Genomic DNA, 21597 nt, shown 5'->3' on the forward strand with positions numbered 1-21597 from the left:
CATTTGTGCTTAACAAGGGTGGTACCGCGACCACAACTCGTCCCTTCTTTTATGGAGGAACGAGTTTTTTTATTGTCTTCAAACGATCAAACAGCCGTTTATCCGAGCGGTTTTGTATATCAAAAGGAGGATTACACTCATGCAAGAAACGTTAAAACAGCTTGAAACAGAGGCGATAGCGAAGGTTGAAGCAGCTAGCTCGCTCAAAGAGGTCAATGACATTCGTGTTCAATACTTAGGGAAAAAAGGACCGATTACAGAAGTACTTCGCGGAATGGGCAAGCTCTCCGCAGAAGAAAGACCGAAAATGGGTGCACTCGCAAACGAAGTAAGAGAGCAGATTGCTGGTGCCATTGCTGAAAAAAATGAACAGCTGGAAAAAGAAGAAGTGAAGAAAAAACTTGCTTCTCAAACGATCGATGTTACTTTACCGGCAAGTCCAATCAAAATGGGAGCAAGACATCCATTAACGATAGTTGTCGAAGATATTGAAGATTTATTTATTGGCATGGGCTATACCGTTGAGGAAGGTCCTGAGGTGGAAACGGATTATTATAACTTTGAAGCACTGAATCTCCCAAAGGAGCATCCGGCACGTGATATGCAGGACAGCTTCTATATTACCGAAGATACACTGATGAGAACACAAACATCACCAGTACAAGCACGTACACTTGAGAAATATAAAGGACAAGGTCCTGTGAAGATCATCTGTCCTGGGAAAGTATATAGACGTGACAGTGATGACGCGACTCATTCACATCAATTTATGCAAATTGAAGGGCTTGTCGTCGATCACAATATTAGCATGAGTGATTTAAAAGGAACGCTGGAGACAGTCGCAAGAAAAATGTTTGGTGAAGATCGTGAAATTAGACTGCGTCCAAGCTTTTTCCCATTCACAGAACCATCTGTCGAAGTCGATGTGTCTTGCTTTAAATGCGGCGGGAAGGGCTGCTCCGTATGTAAAGGAACAGGCTGGATTGAGATTTTAGGTGCAGGAATGGTTCATCCGAATGTCCTGAAAATGAGCGGATTTGATCCAGAAACTTACCAAGGCTTTGCTTTTGGAATGGGTGTGGAACGGATCGCGATGCTGAAATACGGCATTGATGATATTCGCCATTTCTACACAAATGACATTAGATTCACAAAGCAATTCAAGCAGGACTAAGAGGAGGAAATCAACATGTTTGTTTCATATAAATGGTTAGAAGACTATGTCGATTTAGAAGGCATCAAGCCGGCTGAATTAGCAGAAAAAATCACAAGAAGCGGAATTGAAGTGGAAGCCGTTGAATATAAAGGCGAAGGTATTAAAGGAGTTGTCGTTGGACACGTCATTGAACGTGAACAGCATCCGAATGCGGATAAATTAAACAAATGTCTTGTTGATATCGGCGAAGACGCACCGGTGCAAATTATTTGCGGAGCTCCCAATGTGGATAAAGGACAGTATGTGGCCGTCGCAACGGTGGGTGCAGTCCTTCCTGGCAACTTTAAAATTAAAAAAGCAAAACTGCGCGGTGAAGAGTCTCATGGCATGATTTGTTCTCTGCAAGAATTAGGCGTAGAAAGCAAGCTCGTACCAAAGGAATATGCAGAAGGCATCTTTGTTTTCCCGAATGACGTGAAACCAGGGGATGATGCCCTTCAAGCACTTCAATTAGATGATGCGGTACTTGAGCTTGGCTTAACACCAAACCGTGCCGATGCCCTGAATATGCTGGGTGTCGCTTATGAGGTTGCCGCCATTTTAGGAAGAGACATCAAGCTTCCTGATACAGCACATGACACTTCTTCCGAAAAAGCAGCAGACTATATTTCTGTTAAAATTGAGGATCAAGAAGCGAATCCACTTTATGCAGCGAAGATCATTAAAAATGTAAAGGTTGGACCAGCACCGCTTTGGATGCAAACAAGATTGATGAATGCAGGCATCCGTCCAATTAACAACGTTGTGGATATTACAAACTTTGTACTGCTTGAATACGGCCAGCCGCTTCATGCCTTTGATTATGACCGCTTTGGTTCAAAGCAGGTGGTCGTTCGTAAAGCGTCTGATAGCGAAATCATTCAAACACTGGATGAGCAAGAGCGCACATTGTCATCAAAGCACCTTGTCATCACGAATGGAACGAAAGCGCACGCGGTAGCAGGCGTCATGGGCGGCTTTGAATCAGAGGTACGTGATGAGACGACAACGATTCTTTTAGAAGCGGCATATTTCAACGGTCAAACAGTCCGTCAAGCATCTAGAGACTTAGGGCTTCGCAGTGAATCAAGCACACGATTTGAAAAAGGACTCGATCCGCAGCGTACGAAACCGGCAGCAGAAAGAGCAGCTCAATTGATCAGCTTGTATGCAGGCGGTGAAGTGCTAAGCGGTACAGTTGAGGAGAATCACCTTGAAGCAAGTATGAATGTCATCCACGTATCAACTGAGCGTGTGAACAAGGTGCTTGGAATGAGCATTTCAAAAGAAGATATGATTCAGATTTTCAACAAACTAGGCTTCACAGTGGGCGAATCAAATGATGTTCTTGTCGTAACGGTTCCTTCCCGCAGAATGGATATTACGATTGAAGAAGACCTCATTGAAGAAGTGGCAAGATTATATGGCTACGATAATATTCCATCTACACTGCCTAGGACAGCTGGCACCGTTGGCGGTCTCACGCCATACCAAGTGAAGCGCAGAAAGGTAAGACGTTTCTTAGAGGGGGCAGGACTTTCTCAAGCGATTACGTATTCATTGACGAATCAGCATAAGTCCACAGCTTTTGCACTGCATCCAGCCTATGAAACGAGACTTTCTCTGCCAATGAGTGAGGAACGCAGTGTGCTGAGACAAAGTCTTCTGCCAAACTTACTTGATTCTGTTGCATATAACTTGGCAAGACAAGCTGATTCATTTGGATTTTATGAAACGGGCTCTGTTTTTTTAGCAGAAGCTGAAGGGGCAAAACCAGTGGAAAAAGAACATGTCGCTGGTGCGCTGACAGGCTTATGGCATAAAAATCTTTGGCAGGGCGAGAAAAAAGCCGTCGATTTTTATGTAGCGAAAGGAATTGCTGAAGGATTGTTCGAAAAGCTTGGTGTGTCAGACCAAATCACATATGTTCAAGCAGAACGTGAGGGTCTTCACCCAGGGCGAACTGCAGATGTTCACTTAAATGGTCAAGTCATTGGCTTTGTTGCCGCACTGCATCCAGTCGTTGAAAAGGAATTGGATTTAAAAGAAACGTATGTCTTCGAGTTTGATTTAACAGATGTAATGACATCTGAAACGAAGGATATGAAATATACAGCGATCCCGAGATTCCCAGCCGTGACAAGAGATATCGCACTTGTTGTCGATCAGCATATCTCAAGCGGACAGCTGGAGCGTGTCATCTATGAAGCAGGCGGTCATCTACTCACAGACCTATCTGTATTTGATGTGTACGAAGGGGAGCATATGGAAGAAGGCAAAAAATCTGTTGCATTCTCTCTTCAATATTTAAATCCTGAACAAACGTTGACCGAGGAAGAAGTCACAGCTGTTCACACAAAAGTTTTGAAAGCACTAGAAGATACGTATCAAGCCGTCTTACGCGGTTAAAGAAAAAAAGCTAAGGCCTCATGGCCCTAGCTTTTTTTATAGCATTTTTTTCGCTTTTTGTGTGTTGGCAAAATGCAGCTTTGTAAATTGACGTAAAGCATCTTCACCGTGCAGCTTGATGAGCTTGGCGGCGGCCTTGTCTACATGAGGACCGGCTCCTTTTGGGATGTCAAAGCCTGCAGCCTGTGATAATTTGTCCATTTCAATTAAAAAGGCGTACCTTGCGATAATGGAAGCTGCAGCGACTGACAAATGGATGCCTTCTGCTTTTGTACTAAAATACGTCCGCTCCCGGATGATTTTTTTCCCGGCAAGATGCTTGAAATAAATCCCTGGTTCTGCAAATTGGTCAATCAAAATGGCTTCAGGCTGCTGTCCGTCCAGTTTTTCTAGCACAGAGGTGATGACTTGGTTATGAAGCAGTGCCTTCATTTTTCCTTGACTCATGCCCTTTTCCTGCATTGTATTGTACTTTTCATTTCGGAGAACGAGAAGGCTGAACGGAATGGTTTTGATGAGATCCTTGGCAATGTTGATAATTTGCGGGTCCTTTAGCCCTTTTGAGTCTTTTACGCCAAGCTCTTTCATTAAAGCAAGCTGGCTGGCATCAACATAGGCCGCACAGACTGTGATCGGTCCGAAATAATCACCTGTACCTACTTCATCTGAACCGATGACCGACATGGAAGCAATGCCGGGCGGCGGACTGTATTTTGTAACAGCAGGTGATTTTTGACTTTTCGTATCAGCTGCTTGCAAGTGGCTGAATTGACTGGCTTCAGCTTCTGCCTTTTGTCCTTGAAACAATACTTTTCCAGATCGATAGGCTGTAATCGTACAGCCAGGGACTTTTGCTTGAAAGAGGGCGCCTGGCGGCAAATTGTCTGTTAAATGGTGCGCATACGCGCTCTTCATCTTTTTGAGGTCTTCTGATGTTGCTTTTAAAACGGATTGGGGCACAGTGGATAACTCCTTTTTACCTTGATATCATTGATTTCTAAAGTGTACCATAACAGGGAAGGGCTCGTCTTTCCATTCAATGTCTAAACATGTTATGATAGAGACTAGGATTCTCGTGGAATGGAGGAGAAACGTTGTCTGACGGCGGTAAAACGAAAACAACAGTTGAGATTTACGGACAGTCCTATACGATCATCGGACAAGAAACGAAGATGCATATGCGACATGTTGCGTCAATTGTTGATGATAAAATGAGAGAAATAAATGAAAAAAATCCATACCTTGATATAAACAAATTAGCTGTACTGACAGCAGTCAATGTCGTCCACGACTACTTGAAATTAAAAGAGCAATACGAAAAATTAGAGATTCAGCTAAAAGAAAAGGAATGAAATTACCGTGATCGATATCATCATTTTGTTTTTGCTTCTTATGGGAACGCTTGTCGGTCTAAAGCGCGGGTTTATTCTTCAATTTATTAAATTGATCAGTTTTGTTGTTTCTATCTTAGTGGCTTCTATGTTTTATCAGTCACTTGCACCACAGCTTACGTGGATTCCGGCACCTAATTTTAGCGGCGGTCAACCGCAGCTCGCTTTCTTTAGCGGGAATTTAGAAACAGCTTATTATAATACCATTGCGTTTATCATTCTGTTTATCTTGACCAAAATCCTGCTCGCCATCATTGGCGGATTGCTCACAACCATTGCAAGTATACCTGTGATTAAACAGGTGAACAAACTGCTTGGCGGTGTTTTAGGATTTCTTGAAACCTATTTATTTGTGTTTATTCTATTGTTTGTCGCTGCATTACTTCCAGTAGATGCGCTGCAAACAATGATGAGCAAATCAATGTTAGCAGATGTGATCGTAAACAACACCCCTTACCTGTCCGGTCTTGTCAAAGACCTATGGTCGACGTATGGAGTTTAAAAACTTCTCCTTTCCTGGAGAAGTTTTTTCTCATTACATGACAGAAAGTTGTAGGATGAAGGGAAAGTTTGTATATTTATATAGGAAGATGCCAAAGCGGCTGGAGGATGAGAGATGAATAAAAAAGATATTATCAAACTTCTTGAAACAATTGCAGTATATATGGAACTAAAAGGAGATAATCCTTTTAAAATTTCTGCCTTTCGTAAAGCAGCAGCGGCACTGGAACAAGACGACCGCAGCCTTTCTCAAATAGATGATTTATTAGCATTACCCGGCATTGGAAAAGGAACCTTTGCTGTGATCACAGAGTATATCGAAAAAGGACAATCAGAAACACTCGAACAATTAAAAAAGGAAGTGCCTGAAGGGCTTGTCCCGCTCTTAAAATTGCAAGGGCTTGGCGGGAAGAAGATTGCGAAGCTTTACCAAGAGCTTGGCGTCCATGATGCACAGTCATTAAAAGAAGCATGCGAAGCGGAAAAAGTACAAGCGCTTGCAGGCTTCGGTAAAAAAACCGAAGAAAAGATACTCGCCGCTCTTGAGGAGGCTGGAAAACAGCCAGAACGACTGCCAATTGGCTTTGCATTAGATGTGGCAGAGCGGATTGATCATGCGCTTGAACAGATGAAGGGGATTCTTCGTTTTTCTAGAGCTGGCAGTCTAAGACGTGCACGAGAAACTGTCAAAGATTTAGATTATATCATTGCGACCAGCGATCCTGAACAAGTCAGAGAGCAGCTCGTTGCACTTGATGATGTCAAAGACGTCATCGCAAGCGGTGATACGAAGGTATCTGTCATTCTTGCCCTTGATTTTGAGATCAGTGTAGACTTCCGGCTTGTGACAACAGACCAATTTGCAACAACGCTGCACCATTTCACTGGCTCAAAAGATCACAATATTCGCATGCGACAGCTGGCGAAGGAACGCGGAGAGCGTATTAGTGAATATGGTGTGGAAACAATTGAAACTGGAGAAGTCAAAACGTTTGAAGACGAGGCCGCTTTTTATGCGCATTTTCAACTTCCGCTCATCCCGCCAGAAATTCGTGAAACCGGAGCGGAGATTGATACGTATAAAGAAAGTATGCAATTTGTAGAGTTAAAAGATATCAAAGGCGACCTTCATATGCACTCAACATGGAGTGACGGCGCATTTTCTATTCGCGAAATGGCAGAGGCATGTATCGCAAAAGGCTATGAATACATGGCGATTACAGACCACTCGCAATATTTAAAAGTAGCAAACGGTTTAACAAAAGAACGTTTACGTCTGCAAGCAAAAGAAATTGACAAGCTGAATCAAGAATTCGAGCATTTTCACATTTTCAAAGGGGTCGAAATGGATATTCTCCCGGATGGATCATTAGATTATGATGATGACTTTTTAGCAGACATGGATTTTGTCATTGCGTCTATCCACTCGAGCTTTTCTCAGCCGGAAGAAGTCATTATGGAGCGCCTTGAAAATGCCCTGCGGAATCAGCATGTGGATTTAATTGCACATCCAACAGGCCGTTTGATCGGCAGACGGGACGGTTATGCCTTAAATATAGATCAGCTCATAGAGCTTGCGAAGAAAACGGGAACTGCACTAGAGCTCAACAGCAACCCGTCAAGACTTGATTTAAAAGCAGAGCATTTAATGAAAGCAAACGAAGCAGGTGTGAACATCATGATCAATACAGATGCACACAATATCACCATGCTGGATCATATGGAAGTTGGTGTAACAGCTGCAAGAAAAGGCTGGACACCAAAAGCAAATGTCGTGAATACTTTTTCTCTAAACGAGATCAAAAAGTTTTTAACGCGTGACAGGTAGTCGTTAGGAGGCTGGACCATGCTGCAACAAAAAGTGTTAGCATCATTAGAATTTCATAAAGTAAAAGAAAAAGTCATGTCCTATACCGCATCCTCATTAGGAAAAGAAAGAGCGCAGGATTTAACGCCGCTGACGGATATAGAAACCATTCAGCATTTGCTGGAAGAGGTAGCAGAAGCACAGGATGTCATCCGCTTAAAGGGATCGGCGCCATTTGGCGGGCTGACGGATATTAGACGCGGGGTCAAACGGGCAGAAATCGGCAGTACATTAAGCCCATCTGAGCTCATGGAAATTGCAGCGCTGTTATACACTGCGAAAAATATGAAGCACTTTCTCACGTCCCTGTATGAAGATGGTGTAGACATACCTCGCCTTCATACATATGCAGAGACGCTGATATTACTGCCTGAAGTCAGAAAAGAAATCGAAAGCTGTATTGGTGATAATGGAGAAGTGCTTGATCACGCAACTCCGGCGCTACGAACAATACGTACGCAATTACGTTCATTAGAATCAAAAGTTCGAGATAAATTAGAATCCATGATTCGCTCACAATCTGCTTCAAAAATGCTGTCAGACACGATTGTCACCATTCGTAATGATCGGTTTGTGATTCCGGTAAAGCAGGAGTACCGCTCGAATTACGGCGGAATTGTTCACGATCAATCATCATCTGGGGCAACCCTTTTTATTGAGCCGCAAGTGGTCGTGGATTTAAATAACACCTTGCAGCAAACCCGTTTAAAAGAAAAACAAGAGGTCGAAAAGATCCTCCAAATGCTGACAGCGAGCGTGTCAGAACACATTGAAGAACTGCTTCACAATGTAAAGGAGCTTCAGACGTTAGATTTTATTTTTGCTAAAGCCAAATATGCAAAGGCAGAAAAAGCCACAAAGCCTGCTGTGAATGATCAAGGGGAGATTTATTTAAAGCGGGCAAGACATCCTCTATTGCCTAGGGATCAGGTTGTGGCAAATGACATTGAGCTCGGCAAAGATTTTTCAACCATCGTTATTACTGGCCCAAATACAGGGGGTAAGACAGTTACCTTGAAAACGCTTGGTCTTCTTACGCTGATGACGCAGGCAGGCCTTCATATTCCAGTTGAAGAAGGCTCGGAAGTGGCTGTATTCGACCAAGTCTTTGCTGATATTGGAGATGAACAATCTATTGAGCAAAGCTTGAGTACGTTCTCATCTCATATGGTCAATATTGTAGATATCTTAAAGAATTTGACATCTAACTCACTCGTGTTATTTGATGAATTAGGGGCAGGAACAGACCCTGCAGAAGGTGCCGCGCTGGCCATGAGTATCTTAGATGAAGTGCATCAAACAAATGCACGCGTCATCGCAACGACCCATTATCCTGAGCTGAAGGCTTACGGATATAACCGGGAAGGTGTCACAAATGCGAGCGTGGAGTTTGACATTGAAACCTTATCACCAACGTACCGCTTGCTCATCGGTGTGCCCGGACGAAGTAATGCATTTGAAATTTCTAAACGTCTTGGGTTGCCAGATCACCTCATTGACCGTGCAAAAGCGGATATGCATGCCGAGCATAATGAAGTAGACCAAATGATTGCTTCATTAGAAGATAGCAAGAAACAAGCAGAAGAAGAGCTGCATGAGACAGAAGTCTATAGAAAAGAAGCAGAAAAGCTTCATAAAGAATTGCAGAGACAAATTCTTGAATGGAATGAGCAAAAGGACAAACTGCTTGAAGAAGCTGAAAAAAAAGCGGCAGAAAAAATTGAACAAGCCTCAAAAGAAGCAGAAGACATCATTCAAGAGCTTCGTTCGATAAAAAATGAGCATCGATCATTTAAAGAACATGAACTCATCGATGCGAGAAAGCGTCTTGAAGAAGCAGTCCCTGAGTTTGACCGGAAGAAAAAGCCAGAGCCGGTGAAAAAAGCAGCAAGACAGCTAAAATCAGGAGACGAAGTGAAAGTGCTCACCTTCGGGCAAAAAGGAACGCTGCTTGAACAAACAGGTGACAAAGAATGGAGTGTCCAAATGGGCATTCTGAAAATGAAAGTAAAAGAAAAAGACATGGAATTTATCAAATCAGCACCTGAATTTAAGCAGGAGAAAGCCATTACGGCAGTCAAAGGAAAAGACTATCATGTATCGCTTGAGCTTGACTTAAGGGGAGAGCGTTATGAAAATGCCTTAAGCAGAGTCGAGAAATATTTAGATGATGCTGTCTTAGCTGGTTATCCGCGTGTGTCAATCATTCACGGAAAAGGAACTGGCGCCCTTAGAAAAGGGGTTCAGGAATTACTGAAACAGCACCGAAGTGTGAAAAATGCTCGTTTTGGGGAACAAGGCGAGGGAGGATCAGGCGTTACCATCGTCGAATTAAAGTAAAAAGGAGAAAACGCATGAAAGCCTTTTGGGAAAATGAACTTGTGGAAATTGCCGCCTATTACAGCGTGGCCGTCCTATGTCTTGTCTTATTTCTAACCATTTTTGAACTCGTTACCTCCTATAAAAACTGGGAAGAGATCCAGCGGGGGAACTTAGCTGTTGCCATGGCAACAGGCGGAAAGATTTTTGGGATTGCGAATGTGTTTCAGCATTCTATCGCACAGCACAATTCCCTTCTGCAAATGATTGGATGGGGCGTATACGGCTTTGTGATGCTGCTTGTCAGCTATTTCATTTTTGAATTTTTAACACCACGATTTAAAGTAGACAAAGAAATTGAGAATGATAATAGAGCGGTCGGGTTTATTTCACTCATTATTTCAGTTGGGCTGTCTTATGTAGTAGCAGCCGGCATTTAAGGAGACGACATGGAAAAGCTAGCAAAAGTATTAATCGTAGTTGCCTGCACTTTTGCGGTCATTGGTGCCGTTTACATGTTCCTGTGAAATGAAGAAGACAAAGTGAGAAAGCTGTCAGGGATTCCTTGGCAGCTTTTATCTCACCAGAAGGCGGTGAATCACATGAAGCAAATTCTGCAAAAAGACGAACTCATAAAGCGAATTGATACTTGTCTCCAAATGACTTCCCTGCCAAGAGACATATACGAACCGTATATTGCACGTCCATTTCAAACGACTGGATTTTTTGATGATTTGAGCCCTTATATTCAAATCGATCCGAGTGGCTATATTCTTATTCAATATGAACGAGGAATCCAAATGCTGCATAAAAGAACAAAAGCGGCGGATGAAGTCATTTACTGGATTTTAGAAGACACAATCTTTCTTACAGTCTACATAGATATGATGAGGCAGTATCAAGTCGACAACATCCAGACGCATTTACCTAATGACCCGAGTATCCATCAACAGATCGTGGAGAGAGTAAATGAGTCATTTCGTGCAATCGGTGGATTATATGAACAGTGGCATCATGAAGGAAAAAGAGCATCGATCGAAACACCGGCAAAGAAGTAAAGATGCCATGGAACCAAGCTCTATTTGAAAAAAGAAAACTGCCTTAAGGAAAAGTTTGCTATAATAAAATAGTACGAAAGTTCAGGAAGGAGGGTTTTTATGCAGTCAGATAAACGTTGGCTTCTGCATTACCCGAATCAAATTCCCCACGAACTCACCATTCCAAATGAGACGTTACAATCTTACTTATTCAGCTCCGCAGAGGCTGCACCTGAGCATACAGCCATTCATTTTCTAGGAAAAAACATCACCTATGAACAGCTCCAGGAAGAAGCATTGAAACTAGCTGGTCACCTGATGAAAATTGGCGTGAAAAAAGGCGACAGAGTAGCAATCATGCTGCCAAACTGTCCTCAATCTGTCATTTCTTATTATGCTGTTTTAATTGCAGGCGGCATCGTTGTTCAAACGAACCCGCTTTATACGGAGAAAGAACTGGCATATCAAATGGAGGACAGCGGCTCAAAAGTGCTGATTACACTGGATTTATTGTATCCAAAGGCCTATAAAATGAAAGCGCTGACAAGTATGGAGCACTTGATCATCACCAAACTGCAGGATTATTTACCATTTCCGAAAAACATTCTGTTTCCTATCGTCCAAAAAAGAAAAAATAAAATGGTCATCCAAGTAGAGAAAAGCGAGACCATTCATCACTTCTCACAAATTATGAAAGAATCGTCAGAAGAACAGATTCCGGCTCTTGCCTTTGAACCGAAAGAGGATGTCGCTGTTTTGCAATATACAGGCGGAACGACTGGTTTACCAAAAGGGGTCATGCTGACGCATGAAAATATTTTAGCGAATACTGAAATGTGCGCTTCTTGGATGTATAAAACGACAAGAGGAAAAGAACGAATCCTTGGCATCATTCCGTTTTTTCATGTATACGGAATGACGACCGTATTAAACCTTGCTGTGAAAGAAGGGCATTCAATGATTCTCCTTCCGCGATTTGACGCAGCTGATACCCTCAAAACGATTGAAAAACAGAAACCGACACTCTTTCCAGGTGCACCCACCATGTATATTGCCTTGCTGCATCATCCGAACATTGAAAAGTATAATCTGTCGTCCATCACTGCATGTTTAAGCGGCTCGGCGGCTCTTCCTGTTGAAGTCAAACAGAGCTTTGAGAAATTAACAGGAGGGCGTTTAGTTGAGGGGTATGGTCTTTCAGAAACTTCGCCAGTGACCCATTCTAACTTTTTATGGGGAGCGAACAAAACAGGCAGCATTGGCTGTCCGTGGCCTGGGACAGACGCAGGCATTTATTGCGAGGAAACGGGTGGCCTTAAAGAGCCGTATGAGCACGGAGAAATTATCGTCAAAGGGCCGCAAATTATGAAAGGCTATTGGAATCAGCCAGAGGAGACAGCAGCTGTATTAAGGGACGGATGGTTTTTCACTGGAGATATTGGGTATATGGATGAGGACGGTTTTTTCTATATCGTTGACCGGAAAAAAGATGTCATTATTGCGAGCGGTTATAATATTTACCCAAGAGAGGTCGAAGAAGCCCTTTATGAGCATGAGCTTGTACAAGAAGCCGTTGTCGCAGGCATACCAGATCCTTATAGAGGAGAAACAGTAAAAGCGTTTGTTGTGCCGAAAAAGGATGCTTATTTAACAGAGGATGAACTCGATCGCTTTGTCAGAACGAGAATTGCTTCATTTAAAGTACCGCGCGTGTATGAATTTAAAGAATCACTGCCTAAAACGGCTGTCGGAAAAATTTTGCGCAGAGTATTAATTGAAGAAGAAAAAAGAAAGCAAGCTTCATCATCTGAGACACCTGTCGATCAATTGAAGAAATAACGACCTTCATCATCCGGTCGAGCGGCCGGATGATTTGAATGATGACAGTCTGCTCTGGTATGATAAAGGTTGAAAAGAAAGAAGAAGATCTCTTGACAAATCACCCGTTTCTTTTTAACATAAAGTTATGAATGAATGCTCATTCAATTTAGAAAGGGACGAAGCACATTGAAGCAGAAAAGACCGAAGTACATGCAAATTATTGATGCAGCAGTTGTGGTGATTGCGGAGAACGGCTATCATCAATCACAAGTTTCAAAGATTGCGAAACAAGCAGGGGTGGCAGACGGAACCATTTATCTTTATTTCAAAAACAAAGAGGATATTCTCATCTCATTGTTCAAAGAAAAAATGGGACAATTCATCGAACGGATGGAAACAGATATCCAAAAGAAGCCATCTGCCAAAGAAAAGCTTCTACTGTTGATTGAGGAGCATTTTCGCATGCTGGCGCAGAATCATCATTTGGCTCTTGTGACACAGCTTGAACTCAGGCAGTCAAACCTTGAGCTGCGGCAAAAAATCAATGAGGTGCTAAAAGGGTATTTAAATATGCTCGAGTCTATTTTAACAGAAGGAAAGAAAACAGGAGAATTTAGACAAAATTTAGATGTCCGCTTAGCGAGACAAATGGTATTTGGGACGATTGATGAAACCGCAACAACATGGGTCATGAATGATCAAAAGTATGATCTGCCTGCACTCGCAGAAAATGTACATGATCTGCTGTTAAACGGAATACATCAATCCTAAAGACAATGTGAAAAAGGATGATTGACATGGAAAAAATACTCAGCTTACATCATGAAGGACAGACAGCGCTCATCACGATTCAGAACCCGCCTGCAAATGCCTTATCCTCTCAGCTGCTCACTGAGCTTAATGACATGTTCGAAGAGCTCGAACAGAATGAGGAAGTAAGAGCGATTGTGATCCACGGGGAAGGCAGATTCTTCTCAGCAGGTGCTGATATTAAAGAATTTACGACTTTACAGGAAGAGTCTGATTATGCAAGCCTCGCTGATAGAGGACAGCAAGTCTTTGAACGGATTGAACAGTGTCCAAAGCCAGTCATTGCCTCGATTCATGGAGCAGCATTAGGCGGAGGCCTTGAGCTTGCCATGTCTTGTGATATCCGAATCGCAACAAAAGATGCAAAGCTTGGACTGCCGGAATTAAATCTTGGCATTATTCCAGGATTCGGCGGCACGCAGCGCCTCCCGCGCTACGTTGGTTCTGCTAAAGCACTTGAAATGATGGGAACAGCTGAACCGATTACAGGTGAAGAAGCATTTACGTGCGGCCTTGTTACAAAGCTGGCAGAAACAGAGGAAGAAGCGCTCGAAGCGGCCAAAACACTTGCGGGGAAATTTGCCGCGAAAAGCCCTAAATCACTTGAATATGTGCTTGATTTATTGAACGCCACAAAACTGTATTCATATGACGGCGGAATGAAGCTGGAAGCCAAAAAATTTGGTGAGGTTTTCCAATCAAATGACGCCAAAGAAGGCATTCAGGCCTTTATCGAAAAGCGCAAACCGAACTTTAAAGGGGAATAAAGGATAAGTACGACACAAGGGGGAGAAATAAATGAATATATTTGTTTTGATGAAGCGTACGTTTGACACGGAAGAGAAAATTTCGATTCAGTCTGGTGCAATTCAAGAAGATGGAGCAGAGTTCATTATTAATCCTTATGACGAGTATGCCATTGAAGAAGCCATTCAGCTTCGCGATGAGCACGGGGGAGAAGTGACCGTTGTGACAGTTGGCGGTGAGGATGCAGAGAAACAGCTGAGAACAGCGCTTGCTATGGGCTGTGATCAAGCTGTCTTGTTAAACGTCGAAGATGACTTAGAAGAGTGGGACCAATATTCAGCTTCTACCATTCTTTATCACTATTTAAAAGACAAAGAGGCTTCCTTGATCTTAGCAGGGAATGTAGCAATTGACGGCGGCTCTGGACAGGTAGCCCCGCGTCTTGCTGAATTACTCGGTTTTTCATATGTGACTACGATAACAAGTATTCAAATTGACGGCGGCTCTGCGGCGATTGAACGAGATGCAGAGGGGGATGTGGAAGTCATTTCTGCCGAACTCCCGCTTGTCGTCACAGCTCAGCAAGGACTCAATGAGCCTCGCTATCCATCATTACCAGGCATTATGAAGGCAAAGAAAAAGCCTTTAGAAGAATTGGAACTTGATGATTTAGATCTGGATGAAGACGATGTACCATATAAAATCAAAACAATTGAACGTTTCTTACCGGAGAAAAAAGAGGGTGGCAAGGTGCTGAGCGGCGAGCTTCAGGATCAAGTCAAAGAACTGACAGATCTACTCAGAAATGAAGCAAAAGTCATCTAAACATCCACTTTACGATATCACGAGAACAAGGGGGAGCTTGAAGATGAGTAAAAAAGTTGTTGTACTTGGAGAAAGTCGTGACGGTAAATTAAGAAATGTGACATTTGAAGCCATTGCTGCCGCTCACAAAGTGGCAGAGAGCGGCGAGGTCATTGGCGTGTTAATAGGGGATGACGTCAAAGGCCTAGCAGATGAACTGCTTTACTATGGAGCGGATCATGTCATGATTGTGGAGCATCCGCACCTTTCATATTATACGTCAGATGGTTTTGCGCAGGCGCTTCAAGCCATATTAGATCAGGTTGATCCAGATGCTGTGCTCTTTGGCCATACATCTATCGGAAAAGACTTGTCGCCGAAAATAGCCGCACGTCTCCAGACTGGCTTGATTTCAGATGCGATTGATGTAAGCGTTACCGGTGAACATCTTGTTTTCACTAGACCGATTTACTCTGGAAAAGCCTTCGAAAAAGTCATTTCGACAGACCGTCTGCTTCTAGCAACCATCCGGCCAAATAACGTGGCACCACTTGAGCGGGATACGTCACGAGGCGGAGAAGTCACACCAGTTTCTGTCGACATTCAAAACCTTCGGACGATCGTGAAGGAAGTCATTAAAAAAACGTCAGAAGGTGTAGATTTATCAGAAGCAAAGGTCATTGTTGCTGGAGGGCGCGGGGTTAAGAGCAAGGAAGGCTTTGAACCGCTGAATGAACTCGCTGAGACGCTGGGGGCAGCAGTCGGAGCTTCGCGCGGAGCCTGTGACGCTGATTATTGTGATTATGCCCTGCAAATTGGTCAAACGGGAAAAGTCGTCACACCTGATCTTTATATTGCATGCGGGATATCAGGAGCGATTCAGCATTTAGCGGGAATGTCTAACAGTAAAGTCATTGTGGCCATCAACAAAGACCCAGAAGCGGAAATCTTCAAAATCGCCGATTATGGAATTGTTGGTGACTTGTTTGAAGTGGTACCGCTTTTGAATGAAGAGTTAAAAAAGATGAATATCCACTCGTAACGCTCATACACTCAGAATGCCTAGGTATTCTGGGTTTTTTTGTATGTGATCAAGAAGAAAAGGAGCGGTTGACAAGTGAAGGGGACAGTAAAAGTCAATGACGTGATTGGACGCATTTCTAAACACATTTATGGGCATTTTCAGGAGCATTTAGGAAGAGGAATTTATGACGGGATTTGGGTAGGAAAAGACTCAGAGATTGATCATATTGAAGGGATTCGTACCGATGTACTGAAGGCCCTTCAAGCATTACATATTCCGGTGCTGAGATGGCCGGGGGGCTGCTTCGCAGACGAGTATCATTGGGCAAATGGTGTAGGTGAGCTGAGTGAACGAAAGCCAATGGTCAATACCCATTGGGGTGGTACGGTTGAATCCAATGCATTTGGTACGCATGAATTTATGGCATTGTGTGAGCTGCTTGAATGTGAGCCTTACATTTGCGGCAATGTGGGAAGCGGGTCTGTTCAAGAATTAGCCGATTGGGTCGAATACATGACATTTCCAAAAGGGACACCTATGTCAGATTGGCGCATTAAAAATGGAAAACAAGAACCTTGGAAGCTGACCTATGTTGGTGTAGGCAATGAAAGCTGGGGCTGCGGCGGGAATATGACGCCTGAATACTATGCAGATTTATATAAACGCTATCAAACGTACGTAAGAGAGTTTGCAGGGCAGCGTATTTATAAAATCGCCTGCGGTGCGAACTCTAATGACGTGAATTGGACGAAAGTATTGATGGAGCAGGCCGCACCGTGGATGGATGGGCTCAGTTTACATTATTACACCGTACCGGGTACATGGGAGAAGAAAGGATCAGCGACTGAATTCGATGAGGATGAATGGTTTATCACGCTGAAAAAGGCCTATGAGATGGAACGGCTTGTCGAAGACCATGGAGAAATCATGGATCGTTATGACCCAGACAAGCGAATCGGGATGATTATTGATGAATGGGGGACATGGTATGACCCAGAGCCAGGGACAAATCCTGGGTTTTTATATCAGCAAAACACACTAAGAGACGCCCTTGTGGCCGCCCTCCATTTTCATATTTTTCATCGCCATTGCGAGCGGATTCATATGGCAAATATTGCTCAGACGGTCAATGTGCTGCAAGCGATGGTATTAACAAAGGACGAAAAGATGCTTCTGACACCTACGTATCATGTATTTCACATGTTTCAAGTGCATCAAGAGGAAGAAGCGCTTGAAGTGGAGTTCGTTTCACCGCCGTATGAACGAAGAGGTGAAAAAATTCCTCAGGTCAGTGTGTCAGCCTCGCGTTCATCAGGTAAGATGCATATTAGCTACTGTCACTTGAATCCGCATGAACAAACAGAGATATCCCTTGCCATTGCAGGGATTGAAGAACAAACGAAAGTCACTGGACGTGTACTGACGGCTGATCGCATGAATGCCCATAATACATTCGATGATCCTCATTCTGTTCAGCCAAAAGACTTTGAGCAAATGGCTATAAAGTCCGGAGAATTAACGGTGGAGCTGCCGCCAATGTCAGTGGTCATGATAACTGTCGACCTCGCTTAATTGCATATTTCGATGTTTGATGAGAAGAATGTTGGGGCATCATACATTGTAAATGAAGCGGAAAGGGTGTCATGTCATATGCTTAGAACCATTCTTATGATCATCGGTGCGATTGTTGTTATTGGTGCGATTATACGGTTTGTTTTTTAATTCATTTCCTAAAAAATGATTCGTAAGCATTTCATTCGCAAGTCACATTGGTAGATGCTATACTAAAAAGCATAATTTACATTGGAGGAATGAATAATGGCAATCGTAAAAGCTACTGACGCAACATTTTCACAAGAAACTGCAGAAGGTGTTGTTCTTGCAGACTTTTGGGCACCATGGTGTGGACCTTGTAAAATGATTGCTCCAGTTCTTGAAGAACTTGATCAAGAAATGGGCGACAAAATGAAAATTGTAAAAATTGATGTAGACGATAACCAAGAAACTGCTGGTAAATACGGCGTTATGAGTATCCCAACACTTCTTGTTTTAAAAGACGGTGAAGTTGTAGAAACTTCTGTTGGTTTCAAACCAAAAGAAGCACTTGCTGAGCTTGTCAACAAACATCTATAAACCAATCTATGCTCAAGCGGCATAATCATTGAAGCGGTTCTCGTAAAGACGAGAGCCGCTTTTCTTTCAACATGGTATAAAACAAATGTTCGTGATACACTAGAAGGAGTGAAAGAGGAAAACAAGGACGGATGAAAAGATGAACAAACTAATCAAAGAAAAGCTGTCAGTCCTGCCGGATCAACCAGGCTGTTACTTAATGAAAGATAGACAAAATACGATCATTTATGTGGGAAAGGCAAAGGTTTTAAAAAATAGGGTGCGCTCTTATTTCACTGGATCACATGACGCCAAAACGCAGCGGCTTGTCAGTGAAATTGAAGACTTTGAATACATTGTCACCTCTTCTAATATCGAGGCGCTCATTTTAGAGCTGAATTTAATCAAAAAATATGACCCAAAATACAATGTCATGCTCAAGGATGACAAGACGTATCCATTTATAAAAATTACGAATGAACGCCATCCTAAGCTGATCGTCACCCGCAATGTAAAAAAGGACAAAGGAAAATATTTCGGTCCATACCCAAACGTACAAGCAGCTCGAGAAACAAAAAAGCTGCTCGACCGCTTATATCCACTGAGAAAATGTGCCACTCTTCCTGACCGGGTCTGTCTTTATTATCACCTTGGACAATGTCTTGCGCCATGTGTGTATGACATTTCCGAGGAAACGAATAAGCAGCTCGTGGATGAAATCACAAGGTTTCTAAACGGAGGACATCAGCAAATCAAAAAAGAACTCACCGAAAAGATGCAGGAAGCTGCTGAAAATTTAGAGTTTGAACGGGCAAAAGAACTAAGAGACCAAATCGCATATATCGACTCAACGATGGAAAAACAGAAAATGACGATGAGTGATTTATCAGATCGAGATGTCTTTGCCTATGCCTATGATAAAGGCTGGATGTGTGTCCAAGTTTTCTTCATCAGACAGGGGAAATTGATTGAACGTGATGTCAGCCTGTTTCCAATGTATCAGGACCCTGAGGAAGAGTTCCTCACGTTTATGGGGCAATTTTATGAAAAGAACAACCATTTTCTGCCGAAGGAAATTTTGGTGCCTGACAGTGTCGATCAAGAGATGATTGAGCAATTGCTTGAGACGAACGTTCACCAGCCGAAAAAAGGAAAGAAAAAGGATTTACTTTTACTTGCCCATCAAAATGCCAAAATCGCCTTAAAAGAAAAATTTTCGCTCATTGAGCGTGATGAAGAGCGGACAATTGGTGCGGTGAAACAGCTCGGGGATGCACTTAATATTTATATGCCATACAGAATCGAGGCATTTGATAACTCAAATATTCAAGGAGCAGACCCGGTTTCTGCCATGGTCGTCTTTCAGGACGGAAAACCCTATAAAAAGGAATACCGAAAATACAAAATTAAAACCGTCTCAGGGCCAGATGACTATGCATCCATGCGTGAAGTCATTAGAAGACGATATACCCGCGTGTTAAAGGATGAACTGCCGCTGCCAGATTTAATTTTAATTGACGGAGGAAAAGGACAAATCAACGCAGCCATCGATGTGCTTGAAAATGAATTGAATCTGTCTGTCCCAGTCGCAGGTCTTGTAAAAGATGAAAAACACCGGACATCGAATCTCATGATGGGAGATACACTTGAAATTGTTGCGCTGGAGCGGAATAGCCAGGCCTTTTACTTATTGCAGCGCATTCAAGATGAAGTGCATAGGTTCGCCATTAGCTTTCACCGGCAGCTGCGCGGAAAAAATGCATTCCAGTCTATTTTAGACGATGTACCAGGTATCGGAGAGAAACGTAAAAAACAGCTCCTCAAACATTTTGGCTCTGTGAAAAAGATGAAAGAAGCCTCTATCCAAGACTTTCAGGAGGCTGGCATTCCGAAACAGACGACTGAACTTTTAATGGAAGCATTAAAAAAATAGATTGTACTTTTACCGAAAGTCTGTTAAGATGTGACTAATTTAATAAATGAACGTGTTGTTTGTTGAAGATAGAGGTGCGAACTTCAAGAGTAAGCCTTCGGAGATCGATGGGATCTAAGAAGAGGGCTGAAAGGGGAGCGTCGCCGAAGTGAATAAAATCCACTCATTTTATTCGCTGGCTGTACATTGAAGAAATGTAGGGCTGTCAAGAATTCATTTCTTGGAGGGCTATCTCATTGTTTGCATCGTTTAATGATGATTTTAAAGCAATGGGAGATTTGTTCTCTCATTGCTTTTTTATTTGCAGTGAGCGGACAGTCTCCAAAGCTGCCTCTTCTCTCACACGTGAACTTTTGAAAAAGGGTGGTAGACATGGGACTAATTGTACAAAAATTTGGCGGAACTTCCGTTGGGTCGGCAGAAAAAATTCGCAATGCCGCAGAGAGAGTGATCGCTGAACGCGAGGCAGGACATGATGTGGTTGTGGTTGTATCAGCGATGGGCAAATCAACGGATGTTCTAGTAGACTTAGCGAAAGAACTCACAGACGATCCAAGCAAAAGAGAGATGGATATGCTGCTCGCAACTGGTGAGCAGGTGACCATTTCATTATTAGCGATGGCGCTCCAAAGAAGAGGTTATGATGCCATTTCCTTTACAGGCTGGCAGGCTGGTATGAAAACAGAGCATGTACACGGAAATGCAAGAATCGTGGACATTGATGAATCAAGAATAAAAGAGGAATTAAGTGCGGGGAAAGTTGTTGTTGTGGCAGGCTTCCAAGGAATTGCAGATGACTTACATATCACAACACTTGGCCGCGGCGGATCAGATACGACTGCTGTGGCACTGGCTGCCGCACTAAAAGCTGATAAATGTGATATTTACACAGATGTACCAGGAGTGTTTACAACAGATCCGCGTTATGTACCATCTGCGCGGAAACTTGCAGGCATTTCATACGATGAGATGCTTGAGCTGGCTAATTTAGGAGCTGGCGTTCTGCATCCAAGAGCTGTTGAATTTGCGAAAAATTATCAAGTCCCGCTAGAAGTCCGTTCTAGTATTGAAAATGAATCGGGTACGTTAATTGAGGAGGAATCATCCATGGAACAAAATTTAGTCGTCAGAGGCATTGCATTTGAAGATCAGATTACACGTGTGACAGTGTGCGGACTTTCAAGCGGTTTAACAACATTATCGACCATTTTTACGACGCTTGCGAAACAGAATATCAATGTTGATATCATCATTCAGTCTGTCACAAGCACCAATCAGACGTCGATCTCTTTCTCTGTCAAAACGGATGATTTGTCCAAAACAGTTGAAGTATTAGAAGAATATAAAGGGGCGCTTGGCTACGAGCAGATTGAGACAGAAAGCAAATTAGCGAAAGTATCCATCGTGGGATCTGGAATGGTCTCAAACCCAGGCGTAGCTGCTGAAATGTTTGCTGTGTTAGCGCAAAAAGACATTCAAGTGAAAATGGTCAGTACGTCTGAAATCAAAGTCTCAACAGTGGTCGGCCGTGATGATATGGTCAAAGCGGTTGAAGCGCTGCATGATGCGTTTGATTTATCAAAGGTGAGCGCCGCTGCTCATTCTTAAAAAGGTAAAGAGGTGCTCT

Annotated in this window: 18 protein-coding genes and 1 riboswitch; of the genes, 17 read left to right on the forward strand and 1 reads right to left on the reverse strand. The window is 43.0% G+C overall.

Annotated features, from left to right (window positions below; all coding sequences use genetic code 11):
- The first annotated feature begins 139 nt into the window (after nucleotides 1-139).
- Together pheS and pheT are read left to right on the forward strand one after the other, a co-directional pair.
- Complete coding sequence (gene pheS, locus BA81_RS01000) at nucleotides 140-1174, forward strand: phenylalanine--tRNA ligase subunit alpha (RefSeq protein ID WP_034279699.1); 1035 nt, start codon at nucleotides 140-142, stop codon at nucleotides 1172-1174.
- Between the two features lie 15 nt (nucleotides 1175-1189).
- Nucleotides 1190-3604, forward strand: a complete 2415-nt coding sequence (gene pheT, locus BA81_RS01005; protein ID WP_034279704.1) for a phenylalanine--tRNA ligase subunit beta — start codon at nucleotides 1190-1192, stop codon at nucleotides 3602-3604.
- A 36-nt stretch (nucleotides 3605-3640) separates the two neighbouring features.
- Here the strand turns inward: pheT and rnhC are convergent, their stop codons facing one another.
- Nucleotides 3641-4519 (reverse strand): ribonuclease HIII, encoded by an 879-nt coding sequence (gene rnhC, locus BA81_RS01010; RefSeq protein ID WP_046312320.1) that lies wholly within the window; start codon nucleotides 4517-4519, stop codon nucleotides 3641-3643.
- 179 nt (nucleotides 4520-4698) lie between these two features.
- Between rnhC and zapA the strand changes: the two genes are divergently transcribed.
- The 15 genes from zapA (at nucleotide 4699) to BA81_RS01085 (ending at nucleotide 21578) form a co-directional block, all read left to right on the forward strand.
- The gene (gene zapA / locus BA81_RS01015; RefSeq protein WP_012010831.1) at nucleotides 4699-4956 is read left to right on the forward strand and encodes a cell division protein ZapA; all 258 of its coding nucleotides are present in this window, start codon (nucleotides 4699-4701) and stop codon (nucleotides 4954-4956) included.
- 7 nt (nucleotides 4957-4963) lie between these two features.
- Nucleotides 4964-5497, forward strand: coding sequence for a CvpA family protein (locus BA81_RS01020; RefSeq protein ID WP_024423226.1), 534 nt, complete (start codon nucleotides 4964-4966; stop codon nucleotides 5495-5497).
- Nucleotides 5498-5611: 114 nt separating this feature from the next.
- Nucleotides 5612-7324 (forward strand): DNA polymerase/3'-5' exonuclease PolX, encoded by a 1713-nt coding sequence (gene polX, locus BA81_RS01025; RefSeq protein ID WP_034279715.1) that lies wholly within the window; start codon nucleotides 5612-5614, stop codon nucleotides 7322-7324.
- Nucleotides 7325-7345: 21 nt separating this feature from the next.
- A complete protein-coding gene (locus tag BA81_RS01030; protein ID WP_034280729.1) occupies nucleotides 7346-9703 on the forward strand; it encodes an endonuclease MutS2 in 2358 nt (785 codons plus the stop codon).
- A 14-nt stretch (nucleotides 9704-9717) separates the two neighbouring features.
- Nucleotides 9718-10122 (forward strand): DUF350 domain-containing protein, encoded by a 405-nt coding sequence (locus tag BA81_RS01035; protein ID WP_008345990.1) that lies wholly within the window; start codon nucleotides 9718-9720, stop codon nucleotides 10120-10122.
- Nucleotides 10123-10284: 162 nt separating this feature from the next.
- Nucleotides 10285-10740 carry an immunity 63 family protein gene (locus BA81_RS01040; RefSeq protein WP_034280732.1) on the forward strand — a complete coding sequence of 152 codons (456 nt, stop codon included), beginning with the start codon at nucleotides 10285-10287 and terminating at the stop codon, nucleotides 10738-10740.
- A gap of 99 nt (nucleotides 10741-10839) precedes the next feature.
- Nucleotides 10840-12558, forward strand: a complete 1719-nt coding sequence (locus tag BA81_RS01045) for an AMP-binding protein (RefSeq protein WP_034279720.1) — start codon at nucleotides 10840-10842, stop codon at nucleotides 12556-12558.
- A gap of 168 nt (nucleotides 12559-12726) precedes the next feature.
- Nucleotides 12727-13311 carry a fatty acid metabolism transcriptional regulator FadR gene (gene fadR, locus BA81_RS01050; RefSeq protein WP_024423221.1) on the forward strand — a complete coding sequence of 195 codons (585 nt, stop codon included), beginning with the start codon at nucleotides 12727-12729 and terminating at the stop codon, nucleotides 13309-13311.
- 26 nt (nucleotides 13312-13337) lie between these two features.
- Complete coding sequence (locus BA81_RS01055) at nucleotides 13338-14117, forward strand: enoyl-CoA hydratase (protein WP_034279724.1); 780 nt, start codon at nucleotides 13338-13340, stop codon at nucleotides 14115-14117.
- A 31-nt stretch (nucleotides 14118-14148) separates the two neighbouring features.
- Complete coding sequence (locus BA81_RS01060) at nucleotides 14149-14922, forward strand: electron transfer flavoprotein subunit beta/FixA family protein (protein ID WP_034279727.1); 774 nt, start codon at nucleotides 14149-14151, stop codon at nucleotides 14920-14922.
- 43 nt (nucleotides 14923-14965) lie between these two features.
- A complete protein-coding gene (locus tag BA81_RS01065) occupies nucleotides 14966-15943 on the forward strand; it encodes an electron transfer flavoprotein subunit alpha/FixB family protein (RefSeq protein ID WP_034279731.1) in 978 nt (325 codons plus the stop codon).
- Between the two features lie 75 nt (nucleotides 15944-16018).
- Entirely contained in the window at nucleotides 16019-17497 is a 1479-nt protein-coding gene (locus BA81_RS01070; RefSeq protein WP_034279734.1) for an alpha-N-arabinofuranosidase, read from the forward strand.
- Between the two features lie 246 nt (nucleotides 17498-17743).
- Nucleotides 17744-18058, forward strand: coding sequence for a thioredoxin (gene trxA, locus BA81_RS01075; RefSeq protein WP_007501629.1), 315 nt, complete (start codon nucleotides 17744-17746; stop codon nucleotides 18056-18058).
- Between the two features lie 139 nt (nucleotides 18059-18197).
- Nucleotides 18198-19970 carry an excinuclease ABC subunit UvrC gene (gene uvrC, locus BA81_RS01080; protein WP_034279737.1) on the forward strand — a complete coding sequence of 591 codons (1773 nt, stop codon included), beginning with the start codon at nucleotides 18198-18200 and terminating at the stop codon, nucleotides 19968-19970.
- A gap of 61 nt (nucleotides 19971-20031) precedes the next feature.
- Nucleotides 20032-20209: riboswitch (Lysine riboswitch) on the forward strand.
- 133 nt (nucleotides 20210-20342) lie between these two features.
- Nucleotides 20343-21578 carry an aspartate kinase gene (locus BA81_RS01085; RefSeq protein WP_034279740.1) on the forward strand — a complete coding sequence of 412 codons (1236 nt, stop codon included), beginning with the start codon at nucleotides 20343-20345 and terminating at the stop codon, nucleotides 21576-21578.
- Nucleotides 21579-21597: the final 19 nt, after the last annotated feature.

It is taken from the genome of Bacillus safensis FO-36b (assembly GCF_000691165.1).
In the GTDB taxonomy this organism is placed as follows: Bacteria; Bacillota; Bacilli; order Bacillales; family Bacillaceae; genus Bacillus; species Bacillus safensis.

Excerpts from the sequence above, each read along its gene's own strand:
- pheS (WP_034279699.1), top strand. The coding sequence starts at position 140 with ATGCAAGAAACGTTAAAACAGCTTGAAACAGAGGCGATAGCGAAGGTT.
- pheT (WP_034279704.1), top strand. The coding sequence starts at position 1,190 with ATGTTTGTTTCATATAAATGGTTAGAAGACTATGTCGATTTAGAAGGC.
- rnhC (WP_046312320.1), bottom strand. The coding sequence starts at position 4,519 with ATGAAGAGCGCGTATGCGCACCATTTAACAGACAATTTGCCGCCAGGC.
- polX (WP_034279715.1), top strand. The coding sequence starts at position 5,612 with ATGAATAAAAAAGATATTATCAAACTTCTTGAAACAATTGCAGTATAT.
- BA81_RS01035 (WP_008345990.1), top strand. The coding sequence starts at position 9,718 with ATGAAAGCCTTTTGGGAAAATGAACTTGTGGAAATTGCCGCCTATTAC.
- BA81_RS01040 (WP_034280732.1), top strand. The coding sequence starts at position 10,285 with ATGAAGCAAATTCTGCAAAAAGACGAACTCATAAAGCGAATTGATACT.
- BA81_RS01045 (WP_034279720.1), top strand. The coding sequence starts at position 10,840 with ATGCAGTCAGATAAACGTTGGCTTCTGCATTACCCGAATCAAATTCCC.
- BA81_RS01055 (WP_034279724.1), top strand. The coding sequence starts at position 13,338 with ATGGAAAAAATACTCAGCTTACATCATGAAGGACAGACAGCGCTCATC.
- BA81_RS01060 (WP_034279727.1), top strand. The coding sequence starts at position 14,149 with ATGAATATATTTGTTTTGATGAAGCGTACGTTTGACACGGAAGAGAAA.
- BA81_RS01065 (WP_034279731.1), top strand. The coding sequence starts at position 14,966 with ATGAGTAAAAAAGTTGTTGTACTTGGAGAAAGTCGTGACGGTAAATTA.
- trxA (WP_007501629.1), top strand. The coding sequence starts at position 17,744 with ATGGCAATCGTAAAAGCTACTGACGCAACATTTTCACAAGAAACTGCA.
- uvrC (WP_034279737.1), top strand. The coding sequence starts at position 18,198 with ATGAACAAACTAATCAAAGAAAAGCTGTCAGTCCTGCCGGATCAACCA.
- BA81_RS01085 (WP_034279740.1), top strand. The coding sequence starts at position 20,343 with ATGGGACTAATTGTACAAAAATTTGGCGGAACTTCCGTTGGGTCGGCA.